1 pseudogene is annotated in these 262 nt (G+C 45.4%); it reads right to left on the reverse strand.

The window, feature by feature from the left end:
• Nucleotides 1-262, reverse strand: a pseudogene (locus DSOL_RS26535) (transcription termination factor NusA); the annotation flags it as partial.

The following is a 262-nucleotide window of genomic DNA, read 5'->3' on the forward strand; positions in this document are numbered from 1 at the left end:
CCTCTTTGCCGATCGCCAGGGAAAGTTGATAGTCTGGAACCACGACGATGGCCACTTTTTCATTGGGTTTAGGATACACTCCCACAACCTTCGCAGGAGAAAGGGCATTAGCTACAAACTCTTGAGGATCGGTTGAGTAGTTGACAATATCAATTTTTTCCCCTTTTAATTCTGTGACAATCGTTTGCACACGAACTCCCTTGGGCCCAACACACGCTCCAACAGGATCAACATTGGAGTCACGTGAATAAACAGCAATTTT

Source organism: Desulfosporosinus metallidurans, assembly GCF_001936615.1.
In the GTDB taxonomy this organism is placed as follows: Bacteria; Bacillota; Desulfitobacteriia; order Desulfitobacteriales; family Desulfitobacteriaceae; genus Desulfosporosinus; species Desulfosporosinus metallidurans.